This is a genomic window from Burkholderia sp. KJ006 (genome assembly GCF_000262695.1).
Classification (GTDB): domain Bacteria; phylum Pseudomonadota; class Gammaproteobacteria; order Burkholderiales; family Burkholderiaceae; genus Burkholderia; species Burkholderia vietnamiensis.
The window spans coordinates 1-12,209 of sequence record NC_017920.1 but is presented as its reverse complement, the minus strand read 5'-3'; the positions used below and the strand labels follow the sequence as shown (position 1 = coordinate 12,209).

The window sequence follows — 12,209 nt, the reverse complement described above, 5'->3', positions numbered from 1 at the left end:
GATCTAAACATATTTTGCGAATGCTATGGGCACCAATCCGGTAGGTAATCCAAACGTAGTTTCGCCGTTCAATAACGACTTCGATCAGGATGTTGTGCAACTCATGGGGCACACGGCGCCTGACGGCTCGTCTTTCGGAAAATTTACGCTCACCCCCGCGAGTGATACGCGGCAAAAGGAGTTGCTGTGTGATGTCCGGCCCATCATCCCGGTGATTTTCATTCCGGGAGTAATGGGCACGCTGTTGGTCAACAAAAATACAGGCGACGAAATGTTTTTTCCGCCGAATGCGGATACTACAGGTTCGAAGGCAGCCGCAGCGCCTTGGTTATATGGTGCTTACCACCAAAATGCGGCCGAGCGCCAGACAAAATTCAATCCGTTAGAGGCGGCCGTCACTACGCTTGGCCCCATCAACGTCGGGGATGGAAAGACAATCAGTGAAGACGAAGCGCGGCGAAGAGGGTGGGGGTCAGTACATCGCTGGAGCTACCACCCGTTTCTTTTATGGCTCGAGCAGACGCTGAACTCGCCGAAGTTTTTTGGGAAAATACTCGGTCCGTGGATCACTCCTGATCCAACTGGCGAGAAGTGGGCGCTTCATCCGGTACTTGGGACTGATCCGAAGAAATACGGGGGCTTTGGTAACGGAGCACCTATCGAGGCTGATTCGACAAAATTTGATCATTTTACGAAATTCAGATATCGAGTGTATGCGATTGGATATAACTGGCTTCAATCGAATTCGGATTCCGCCAGGCAGGTGATTGAAAGTACAGATTATTTCAATCCAAAATCCAAGAAAAAAACACACTTGATGGGAATCAAGGAAATTATCGCAGAAAATCATAGCGGTAAGGCGATAATCGTAACTCATTCGATGGGCGGGCTAGTGGCACGCATGGCAATTGCGATGCATGGTGCGGCGGATTTAATGCATGGGGTGTTTCATGGCGTGCAACCGGCGACTGGGGCGCCATTGGCGGCGAAGCGATTTAGGGTGGGAGCGGAGACCGAGGGTCCTTCCACATTTATCACGCAAGACGGATATAAGAATGCTGCGTTGATGGGAAGAAATGAAAATGAGTTTGTTGCGGTGACGGCGAATGCGCCGGGGCCACTCGAACTGTTGCCGATGCCAGATTACAACAACGGTGAGCCATGGTGGATATTTGCAAGAATAAATGGAGATCCAGTTGTTAAACTGCCGAAAGCCGGTAATGCATATGATGACATATATACAAGCTCAAAATGGTATGGACTCGTTCCGGACGCGTCAATGCTAGATCCGGCTGGAATTGTTCAGGATAGGCTTAAAAAGAATAAAATTAATAAGACGGTCTTGGGAAATTTCAAAGACACGCTGTCTAAGGCGGTTGAGAATCAGAGAAATATTATCAACAAGTATCATGGTAATACGTATGCTGCCTATGCGAATGGAGCACTCGATCCTAAGCTGCAAGGCAGCCCGCCTGAAAAGAGCGCCGGAAAACCAACTATCGAGAAAGGAGAGGTGCTCGACAAGCTTTTGGCGTGGGGGAATGCAGTGTGGACCGGAAACATCCCAGCAGGGGTAACGGAAGAGGAGTTGCTTGCCGCTACTCCATTGTTTGATTCTCGTGATGGGATTTTGCGTATCCATCTGGAATCTCGCAAACTAACAATCGAGTTTCAAGTCCAGAGAACTGCGTCGTTGCCCGGTGGCCCAAATCAGGATTTGGAAAAAAGTCGAAACGGTATCATTCCGGGAGACGGAACAGTGCCGGTCTGGTCAGCTCGTGCGCAGGCCCGTGGCCTTAAGCCGGGTGTGGGCGGCGGTCCGGCCGAAGGTGTACAGATGGTTTTCGAGCAAGGCGGGTATCAACATCAGTTTAGTTACGATCACCCGTGGACACGTTGGTCGGTGCTCTATAGTATTGTGCAGATTGCCTGGAATGCACCGGAGCCGAAATGCTGAGACGTGTCGCTACTATTTCGTTAATTGTTGCAGGTATGTGTGCCTGCTCAGTTGTCTTCTCGGGGGAGTCGGCAGTGACTAATCCTTTGTTGTCCAAGTCGCGACCGTGGTGTGTCGGTCGCTTTGTCTTTGATCGCCCGGTGGCGAGCGAAATATCGAATCAATCATACGAATTTCGCGGTGAAAAGATTGATGTTAAACATAATTCTTCGGCAGCCGAATACGATTCGAAGGTAAAGCTCTTGAGCTCGAGGTTGAATGGTTCGCAGCGAGTAAATCCCGGAACTGGTGTCAAGATTAATCATTCGTGGTTGGAGAAGGAGTTGCGTCCACGAAATGATTCGGCGGTATTTGTCTATCAGGAATATTATTCAAAATCGGGGCTTGATTTCAAGACCGAGGGCTATTTGTTGGATGGTGGGAATCTTTTTCACACTGTTGGTGGAATTGGGGCAGAGGCGCTGGGACAGGCTGAGGAGATCTATAAGGACACGTACCGTCGAATTAAGAGCCGTGACAACTGGTCGGTACCGACAGAGTCAGGATTCTGTATTGATGGTGGAATCGTGACTGGTTCGTCGACCTACTCTGAGGAGGTTACCCAGTCGTTCGCATTGATGCCGGAAAGTCGCCCGGCACTGCTAGTGATTCAGATGCGCGATTCAGTTAGTCAAGACCGCGATCCTTCCGCCTCGCTCCTGAAGACCTTGCCTGATTTGCGTGCGAAATTGGATAGTATCGGTGCACACTACCGTATTTTGCGCCAAGGCCATCGCAAAGTCGCGGGCATCGAAGCGGAAGAAGTACTGTTTGAAGCTAAAGACGGAGGGGTTACCGAATACCGCTTCTCTTTGCTTGCCCCGGGTGACCCGAGTACGCTGGCGAAGCCACATACTTCGATTCAAATGATTCTCGGAGATATCAGTAGTCACGATATGCCGGCTAAAGAGCGAACCTCTCCGGTCGATGAAGCGCGGGCATTACAGGCGTGGGATACATTGCTGAACAGCTTGAGGCTGCGGCCCGGTGCGGTTTAAGGGGGGGCGTGCCGTGAGGCGATTTGATATCCTAAAAGGTGACATGACGACAGTCGGTGGCATCGTGCAGGGAGGTGACGCACGGGACATACTGCACGATCGCGAACAAGCGTACGAGCACGATCAGGTGTGGTGCCCGGTGTGCAAGACAGTTGGCATGATCGTATGCGACGGCCCGCGCCATTCGAGCACCGGGCCGGATGGTCGGCAGTCGGCGCTTAGTGACGACCTCTGTCGGTGCGCATGTCCAACGCCGCCGAAGTTGGTGGCGTCGCAGTCGGTATCTTATGTCGAGTTCTGATCTACGGAGAGGGATGCTCCGAGCCGGAATTTTCCAGCTAAGACTGGGACGGAAATTGGGCTAGCCTCATGCGGACGCCGGTGGCATCCTCATCTACCTGCAGAATTACAAAGACGCAAAATCGCGTCCGGAGCAATCGGCCAAGTATCTGGAAAGCGAGCAGGGCATCGAATGCGACCGCGAGGACGCGACTAGGCCAGGGCTTGCATTCTCGACAGCTGCGCCCCACGCCGGCACGGGATTGCCCTACAAAGTTCGCCACATGATTGGCTATCTCCGGCACGACCCGGACAAATAACGAGTCGCTGGCAGCCGGTCTTCAAATTTGCAACGCAAGAGTCATCTGCCGGCCGGAGTCGGTGCGCGGCATGTCCGACCGTCCACCGAATGCTGCCGTGGGACGGCTGTTCACAAGCGCATACTCCCCGACCCGGTGCATCCGCCCGCACTCGGACGGCTGACGGCTCCACAGGGTTGCAATTTTGTATCCCTCCTTGCGGAGCTCCACAATCCGCGGCCGCGGGTCAACGATGTCGAGAAACCGCACCGCCTCCAACGTTGTTACGCCACCGTACATCTTCATCGCCTCGAGCAGGCGGGCGCGCTGATGCGCAGCGGTGTTCTCAGGCCAGTTGGCGATGATGCTGCTGAACAATGAATGGTCCAGCCGTCCGTTTTGCTTGTGCATTCGACGCTAACGTAGTGGGGATGAGGTCCATTGTTGGCCACATGCTTCAAAACGTAGCTACCGAAATACCTGACTAATCGAGCGCCGAATCGTCCGGCCAAAATTCGGCCATTTTTGAGCCTATTTGGGCCGCCTGTTATTCGGCGGGATGGTCAGGCTCCAAACCGATTTCGCGACGGAGCATGTCCAGGTGGTCGACTGCGACAATCCTGTCAGTCTCATCCGGAATGCGCTGGGCGAGCGCAAGCATCGCTTGGAATATCTCGCTGGTTGTCTGCGGCAGCGCGACCGCGGGGAGCATCTTCGGCGGAATGCTTGCCCGTGCAACCACGAGGTGCGCGAGGTTCTCGCTCTCGGCGGTTTGACGCCGTTTATCGTCTACGTAACGCGCGATGGAGGCTCGCTCGACATCGGTCAGGATTTTCCGGACGGCGCGCGATTCGGTGTCTTCCCAAACACGCGCAGCCACCGTAGCGATGAACTTGTTCGGATAGTCTCCGCACATCTCGTAAAGCGCTCGGGCAAGGTGCAAGACGAATGTGCGCCGTTCCTCGAATGCCGGGCGGCCGGCAGAGCGAGTTTTGACCGCAGATGCTACATCGTGCAGGTGTTTGAACTGCCCAAAGAAACTCGCCTGGAGCTGCGACGGCACCCAGAAGGAAGTCTCAGCCAGCAGGGAAGACTCAAAGGCCTCCGCGCGCTTCATCACTGCCTGGACAGCTGCGGCAGTGGGCAACAGCTCGGACGGCTCGTCGTCGACGCAAGCCACGAACGCGAGCGCGACCTGAGTAATCGCCGTGACCTGCAGCACGGTCCCCTTGCCGAACACGGAACGCTTGAAGAAGCTCCGTACAGTGGGCTGGTCCAGGAAGCTCTTATACCAGGCGGACCCCGCTTTATCCGCCTGACCGAGCCGCAGGAAATGTCGGGCTTCTTCGCACGTTGAGCGGAGGGTCTCGTTCGCTTCCAGAACAATCATGTGTGCACCTTCAGGCCTTTCATGTACGCGACACCGCGCGACGTTCGTTCGACTACCGAGTTGATGTCATCGCTAAGCGCTGCGCCGCCAACCAAAGCGAGGCAACCCAGCACCGCACGGCGCGCAGGTGCGCGGTTGTGAGCTCTGCATTCTTCGAATGGACGCCAACCATGGTTGCCTCCGGAGCTGGCGAAACGCCAGTCTAGCCTAAACAAGACGACGGTCGACCAAGTCATCCAGTCTGTTCGAGCCGGCCGCAATCATTTAGAGGCGTGGGGCTGCCCGCCAAGAAACGCAAGCGGGTTGAGGCCGATAGCGATAGTGCAACCAGATGGCACGCGTGCTCGGCCATCGGCTCCGTATTCAACGGCGGTCATAGCGCGCTGAGATAGAATCCCGATAGCCTCGCCCCGCTCGTTGAACACTGGGCCGCCGCTGGCGCCGGGATGCATTGCGTTGTCGATATACATGACATCGCATTCGAGGGTTCCGAGACCAGAGACTGTCGTCACTATCCGCCTGAGGTTGCCGATATGCCCTTGCTTGATGAGCGGGCCCGTCATGTCGGCCATGTAGCCCTTGTCCATGGCTGCCTTGAATTCGGCGGCGCCCTTTGTCTCTGGCAAGAGTAGTCGGTCAATGTCGAACGGGAGGCGCAGCTCTTCAGAATAGCCTGCCAGGAATACGCGCTGGCCAAGTCGCGGCGTATCCCCAAGCACGACCGGTATCCGAGGAACCTCCGTCGGAAACGGCTCCTTCGGATTCAGCATCGCGATGTCCAGCTGGACCGGCTGCGAAAATCCCGGGACTTCTATGTTCATGGAGCAAAGCTGGACCGCATACTCTGCGACCGGCAAACCCTGGAACTTGCAGAATATTTTTAGCGCCGGGTCGATGTAATGGCTGTGCCGAATCGGGAACCGCCCGGTGACGACGTGCGCGGCCGTAATCACCTGACCGTTCGGAAGAAACGCAAAGCCTGAGCCCTCGCTGATTTTCTCGTCGTCAAGGAAGACCGTGACAGAGCAGCACGCGGATGAGATTCGATTGTAGAGTTCTTCGAGCATGAGGCATTCATAAGTGAGAGTTCAGGCTTCGTCTGGCGGCGTGGACTGAAGTCGTGCCACGCGGCTGCGCTCGCCACCGTCAACGATTGCCGAGATTCTTCCCGAGGCTGGCATTGCGCCTCGCACGCATCTGCTCTACGAAGCGCGCGTTAGCACTGGGCACCTCCAGTTCGGGCTTCTGCGGCGGAGCGGCAGGCGCTGGAACGATGATAGGTCCGCACTGAATGCCGAGCGCTTCTGCCTGTGGTGGGCGTAGGACAACTCGATGGATTGTTCTTAACTCTTGGCTATCAATGAAAAAGACCCATAAATTTCTCAACTTATGGGTCCGTTTTTCTCAGGATATGCGTCTATCTACATTCGCTGTTAAACATCAATATTCCCCGCCCGCAACGCATTCGACTCAATAAACGCCCTACGCGGCTCGACCTCGTCCCCCATGAGGGTAGTAAAGATCCCATCCGCCGCGATCGCGTCTTCGATCTGCACGCGCAGCAGACGCCGCACGGTCGGATCCATGGTCGTTTCCCACAGCTGCTCGGGGTTCATTTCCCCCAGCCCCTTATAGCGCTGCTTCGACACGTTCCGCTCAGCATCGGCCAGCAGCCACTTCATCGCGCTCTTGAAGTCGGTCACGGCCATGCTGCGCTCACCGCGCTTGATCACCGCACCGGCCTGAATGAGCCCTTCGAACGTCTTGGCAGTAGTCACCAGCTGCTGATAATCCGCCGTATGCTGGAACTCCTCATCGATAACGGAAACGCGCACGTTGCCGTGATGCGCCCGCTCAACGCGCAGCGACCGCAGCTCCCGCACCGGATCATACGAAGGCACCACCCGCACTTCATTCTTCAGCGTCTCGTCATGCAGCGCCGCATGCAGAGCCTTGGCCGAAGCCTCCGTCGATTCCTCGCTGGAAAGATCGATCGAAACCCCGTCCATGATCGCCTCGAGCGCGGCCGGGTCATACAACCGGCTCAACCGCCCGATGACGCTCTGCGACAGCAGATACGACCGCGCCAGCTCCCCGAGCGCATCGCCCGAAATCGCCGCGCCGTTCTCGCTAGGCACCAACTCCGACCCTTGCAGCGCCAACCGCAGCATATGCGCGTTGAGCTCCGCGTCGTCCTTCAGATACCGCTCGTCCTTGCCGGCCTTGATCTTGTAAAGCGGCGGCTGCGCGATATACACGTACCCGCGCTCGACCATCTCCGGCATTTGCCGATAGAAGAACGTGAGCAGCAGCGTCCGGATGTGCGCACCGTCGACGTCCGCGTCGGTCATGATGATGATGCGGTGATAGCGGAGCTTGTCGAGGTTGTAATCGTCCTTGCCGATGCCGCACCCGAGCGCGGTCACGAGCGTGACGATCTGCTCCGACGACAGCAGCTTGTCGTAGCGCGCCTTCTCGACGTTGAGCACCTTGCCGCGCAGCGGCAGAATCGCCTGGAACTTGCGATCGCGGCCTTGCTTGGCCGAGCCGCCTGCCGAGTCACCCTCGACGATGTAGATTTCGCACTTCGCCGGATCCTTCTCCTGGCAGTCCGCGAGCTTGCCCGGCAGGCCGACGCCGTCGAGCACGCCCTTGCGTCGCGTCATCTCGCGCGCCTTCCGGGCAGCATCCCGCGCCCGAGCAGCTTCGACGATCTTCCCGCAGATGATCTTCGCGTCGGTCGGCGTTTCGAGCAGGAACTCTTCGAGCGCCTTCGCGACGACTTCCTCAACCGGCGCACGCACTTCGGACGACACCAGCTTGTCCTTGGTCTGCGAGCTGAACTTCGGTTCCGGCACCTTCACGGACAGCACGCACGACAGCCCTTCGCGCATGTCGTCGCCGGTCGTCTCGACCTTCGCCTTCTTCGCGATTTCGTTGTCGGTGATGTACTTGTTGATGACGCGCGTCATCGCCGCGCGCAGGCCGGTCAAGTGCGTGCCGCCGTCGCGCTGCGGAATGTTGTTCGTGAAGCACAGCACGTTTTCGTTGTAGCTGTCGTTCCACTGCATCGCGACTTCGACGCCCACGCCGTCCTTCTCGCCGTTGGCGAAGAACACGGTCGGGTGCAGGTTGGTCTTCGTCTTGTTGATGTACTCGACGAAGCCCTTCACACCGCCGGCGAACGCGAAATCGTCTTCCTTGCCCGAACGCAGGTCGGTAAGACGAATCCGCACGCCGTTGTTCAGGAACGAGAGCTCACGCATCCGCTTCGCGAGGATGTCGTAGTGATACTCGACGGTCCCGAAGATCGTCGGATCGGCCATGAAATGCACTTCGGTGCCGCGGTTCTCGGTGTCGCCGGTGACGAGCATCGGCGACACTTCGACGCCATCGACCTGCTCGAGCACACGATCCTGTGCGATGCCGCGATGGAACTCCATGAAGTGCTTCTTGCCGTTGCGGCGCACGGTGAGCCGCAACCAGCTCGACAGGGCGTTCACGCACGACACGCCCACGCCGTGCAGCCCGCCCGACACCTTGTAGCTGTTCTGGTCGAACTTGCCGCCCGCATGCAGCTCGGTCATCACGATCTCGGCGGCGCTGCGCTTCGGCTCGTGCTTGTCGTTCATCTTCACGTCGGTCGGAATCCCGCGGCCGTTGTCGGTCACGGAAATCGAGTTGTCGGCGTGAATCGTCACGTGGATGTCGTTGCAGTACCCGGCCAGCGCTTCGTCGATCGAGTTGTCGAGCACCTCGAACACGAGGTGGTGCAGACCGGTGCCGTCCGACGTGTCGCCGATGTACATCCCGGGGCGCTTGCGCACCGCTTCCAGACCTTCGAGGATCTGGATCGACGAGGCGCCGTAGCTGCTGTTATCGGGTTGCGTATTGTGCTGTTCACTCATGGATATCTTCCGGTTCTGCGAGGCCACTCTCGTGGCGGCGCGGTGCGTTTCAGCGAGGAGAAATCGCCGGCCGCTCCAGTTTCCTGGCTCGCCCCCGGCGCCCAAAAGACGCCAAAGGGACGGGTTGTCGGTTCGCCATAAAAACGCCAAAGGGGCTTGCCGCCCCCTGGTGTGTATCGCGATGTCGAGCGCGTCAGATGCGCATCGGCATCACGACATACTTGAATTCGTCGTTCTCGGGCACGGTGATCAGCGCGCTCGAGCTGGCGTCGCCGAGGCTCACCTGCACGGTGTCGACCTTCAGGTTCGCGAGCACGTCGAGCAGATACGTGACGTTGAAGCCGATGTCGACGGTGTCGCCCTGGTACGCGATTTCGAGTTCTTCCTGCGCCTCTTCCTGATCGGCGTTGGTCGACATGATCTTCAACTGGCCCGGCGCGATGATGCAGCGCACGCCCTTGAACTTGTCCGACGTCAGGATCGCCGCGCGTTGCAGCGAACGCTGCAGCTCTTCACGGCCGATCTCGAACGTGTTCTTGTGCGCCTTCGGGATCACGCGCTGGAAGTCGGGGAACTTGCCCTCGACCAGCTTCGACACGAGCTCGACGCCGCCGAACGTGAACTTCGCCTGCGTCTGCGCGATGTCGATGGTGACGGTGTCGTCGATGTCCTCGAGCAGGCGCTGCAGCTCGAGAATCGTCTTGCGCGGCACGATCACTTCCTGGCGGCCGAACGTGCCGCCTTCGATCTTCATCGACGAGAACGCGAGGCGGTGGCCGTCGGTGGCCACGGCCATCAGCTGGTCGCCGTCGACGACGAGCAGCATGCCGTTCAGGTAGTAGCGGATGTCCTGCTGCGCCATCGCGAAGTGCACCATGCCGAGCAGCTGGCGGAACGACTTCTGCGGGACGCTCAGGCTCGCGGCGAAATCCTTGGCCTGCGCAACGGTCGGGAACTCGTCCGCGGCGAGCGTCTGCAGCGCGAAGCGGCTCTTGCCGGACTGGACGGTCAGCCGCTTGTCGGCGAGCGACAGCGTGACCTGGCCGTCAGGCATCGCGCGCAGGATGTCCAGCAGCTTGCGGGCCGCGACCGTGGTCGCCACCTGGTCGCTGCCGACGCCGAAATCGGCGCGCGTGGTGATCTGCAGCTCCAGGTCGGTCGACAGGAAAGAAACGTCCGGGCCGTTCTTGGTGATCAGCAGGTTGGCGAGGATCGGCAACGTATGGCGGCGTTCGACGATGCCGCTGACCGTTTGCAGCGGCCTGAGGAGGGTGTCTCGTTCGGTCTTGACCAGTTGCATAGAGTTCCTTCGTTGAGTAACGGCCTGCAGCGCAGCAGCCTCGCAGCGCCCCGCCAGCCGGGCTCTTGGCCCGCCGCCGCCGGGGCGGTCAAACCTGTATTGTGCCTCAAAACCGAACCGCCCCAATTAAATTGGGGCGGAGGCCGAATTATCAAGTGCGCGCGGCGTTCAGCCCTTCAGCGTCTGCTCCAGCACGTGCAGCTCGTGGTTCAGCTGCGCGTCCTTGCCGCGCTCGTCGGCGATCTTGCGTACCGCGTGCAGCACGGTGGTGTGATCGCGCCCGCCGAACAGCTCGCCGATCTCGGGCAGGCTCTTCTGCGTCAGCTCCTTCGCCAGGTACATCGCGATCTGCCGCGGCCGCGCGATGTTCGCGGGACGCTTCTTCGAATACATGTCGGCGACCTTGATGTTGTAGAAGTCGGCGACGGTCTTCTGGATATTCTCCACCGAAATCTGCCGGTTCTGCACGGTCAGCAGGTCCTTCAGCGCTTCCTTGGTCAGCTCGATCGAGATCTCGCGGCCGTGGAACTTCGAATACGCGAGGATCTTGCGCAGCGCGCCTTCGAGCTCGCGCACGTTCGAGCGCAGATGCTTCGCGACGAAGAACGCGACGTCTTCCGACAGGTTCACGCCCTCGGACTGCGCCTTGCGCATCAGGATCGCGACGCGCATTTCCAGTTCGGGCGGCTCGATCGCGACGGTGAGGCCCGAGTCGAAGCGCGAGATCAGGCGATCGTCGATGCCCGAGATCTCCTTCGGATACGTGTCGCTGGTGATGATCACCTGCGCCTTGTTCGCGACCAGCGCCTCGAACGCGTAGAAGAATTCCTCCTGCGTGCGCGACTTGCCGGAGAAGAACTGGATATCGTCGATAAGCAGCAGGTCGAGCGAGTGGTAGTAGCGCTTGAAGTCGTCGAACGCCTTGCGCTGGTACGCCTTCACGACGTCGGACACGTATTGCTCGGCGTGGATGTAGCGGATCCGCGCGCCGGCCTTGTCGAGCAGCAGCTGGTTGCCGATCGCGTGGATCAGGTGGGTCTTGCCGAGGCCGACGCCGCCGTACAGGAACAGCGGGTTGTACGAGATGCCCGGGTTGTGCGCGACCTGGATCGCGGCGGCGCGCGCGAGCTGGTTCGCCTTACCGGTCACGAAGTTGTCGAACGTGAGCACCGGGTTCAGCTTCGAGCGCTCGTACATCGAATCGGCTTCGGCGCCGTTCGCGGGCGCGGCGCCGGGGCCCGGGCGCCACGTGCGGCGGCCGGCCGCCGCTTCGTGCGCGGGCAGGCTCGGCAGGTCGATGTCGGCGTCGTCGCCGTGCAGGTGGTGTGCGGCGGCCGCCGACGGCGTCAGCGGCACGTCGGCCGGCGCGCTCGGCGCGGCCGATGCATGTGCGGTCAGGTTTGCGGCAATCGCGGCGACCGCCGCGGCGGGGCCGTTCGGCGTGAGCGGCATGCGCGGCGCGGCCGGAGCGACGCCCGCGGGCGCGCCGCGCATGCCGGCCTTCGGATCGAGGACGAACTGGACTTCGATCGGCGTATTCCAGAATTCACGGGCCAGATCGGCGATGCGGCCCGAAAACTGGCTCTTGACCCAGTCCAGCTTGAAGCGGTTCGGCGCGGCGATGGACAGCGTGTTCGCCGACGCATCGAAGGCCACCGGGGCCAAGGGTTTGATCCACGTCACGTACTGCTGGGGCGTCAGCTCGCGCTCCAGCAGTGCGGAACAGTGTTGCCAGAAATCGTTCATCAAGTAGCTGTCGTTTTTTGCGTGCACAGGGCAGCTCGCCGGCGCCCTTGTCGCGGTCGCGTGACAAGGCCCGAAGCGGTCGTGCGAGCGTGCGTCGGGCGCCTGCGTCACAGTGGCGGACGGGCAGGCGAACACCGAAGCGGCGTGCGGGATTCTTGGAGATAAGGCGAGATTCTAACGCCAAACGCAGCCACAGCGGGACTTATCCACAGGCTGCGGCTGTGGGGTGCGGGGCCGGATCGGAACGGGCCGGCACAGGCGGACGACTCGTAAAGTATTGACCGTCAAGAGAA

At 59.4% G+C, this 12,209-nt stretch carries 9 protein-coding genes; 3 read left to right on the top strand and 6 right to left on the bottom strand.

Annotated elements, in window-relative coordinates; genetic code table 11:
• Positions 1 to 25 precede the first annotated feature (25 nt).
• From MYA_RS29055 to MYA_RS29045, 3 genes are read left to right on the top strand one after another with little or no spacing between them, the layout of a single operon-like run.
• Positions 26 to 1,957, top strand: coding sequence for an esterase/lipase family protein (locus MYA_RS29055; protein WP_014722108.1), 1,932 nt, complete (start codon positions 26 to 28; stop codon positions 1,955 to 1,957).
• The gene (locus tag MYA_RS31670; protein WP_080957828.1) at positions 1,951 to 2,994 is read left to right on the top strand and encodes a T6SS immunity protein Tli4 family protein; all 1,044 of its coding nucleotides are present in this window, start codon (positions 1,951 to 1,953) and stop codon (positions 2,992 to 2,994) included. The genes MYA_RS29055 and MYA_RS31670 overlap by 7 nt, the downstream gene beginning before the upstream one ends.
• A 13-nt stretch (positions 2,995 to 3,007) precedes the next feature.
• Entirely contained in the window at positions 3,008 to 3,295 is a 288-nt protein-coding gene (locus MYA_RS29045; protein WP_080484292.1) for a PAAR domain-containing protein, read from the top strand.
• A gap of 319 nt (positions 3,296 to 3,614) precedes the next feature.
• Here MYA_RS29045 and MYA_RS00030 read toward each other — a convergent pair whose 3' ends face one another.
• From MYA_RS00030 to dnaA, 6 genes are all read right to left on the bottom strand, one after another.
• Positions 3,615 to 3,983, bottom strand: a complete 369-nt coding sequence (locus MYA_RS00030) for a helix-turn-helix domain-containing protein (RefSeq protein WP_050991207.1) — start codon at positions 3,981 to 3,983, stop codon at positions 3,615 to 3,617.
• A gap of 136 nt (positions 3,984 to 4,119) precedes the next feature.
• Positions 4,120 to 4,962, bottom strand: a complete 843-nt coding sequence (locus MYA_RS00025) for a hypothetical protein (RefSeq protein ID WP_226256676.1) — start codon at positions 4,960 to 4,962, stop codon at positions 4,120 to 4,122.
• Positions 4,963 to 5,222: 260 nt separating this feature from the next.
• Complete coding sequence (locus tag MYA_RS00020) at positions 5,223 to 6,029, bottom strand: S1 family peptidase (protein WP_050991206.1); 807 nt, start codon at positions 6,027 to 6,029, stop codon at positions 5,223 to 5,225.
• A gap of 366 nt (positions 6,030 to 6,395) precedes the next feature.
• Positions 6,396 to 8,870, bottom strand: a complete 2,475-nt coding sequence (gene gyrB / locus MYA_RS00015; protein ID WP_011882717.1) for a DNA topoisomerase (ATP-hydrolyzing) subunit B — start codon at positions 8,868 to 8,870, stop codon at positions 6,396 to 6,398.
• A gap of 193 nt (positions 8,871 to 9,063) precedes the next feature.
• Positions 9,064 to 10,170, bottom strand: a complete 1,107-nt coding sequence (dnaN, locus tag MYA_RS00010; RefSeq protein ID WP_014722105.1) for a DNA polymerase III subunit beta — start codon at positions 10,168 to 10,170, stop codon at positions 9,064 to 9,066.
• A 168-nt stretch (positions 10,171 to 10,338) separates the two neighbouring features.
• The gene (dnaA, locus tag MYA_RS00005; RefSeq protein ID WP_011882715.1) at positions 10,339 to 11,916 is read right to left on the bottom strand and encodes a chromosomal replication initiator protein DnaA; all 1,578 of its coding nucleotides are present in this window, start codon (positions 11,914 to 11,916) and stop codon (positions 10,339 to 10,341) included.
• Positions 11,917 to 12,209: the final 293 nt, after the last annotated feature.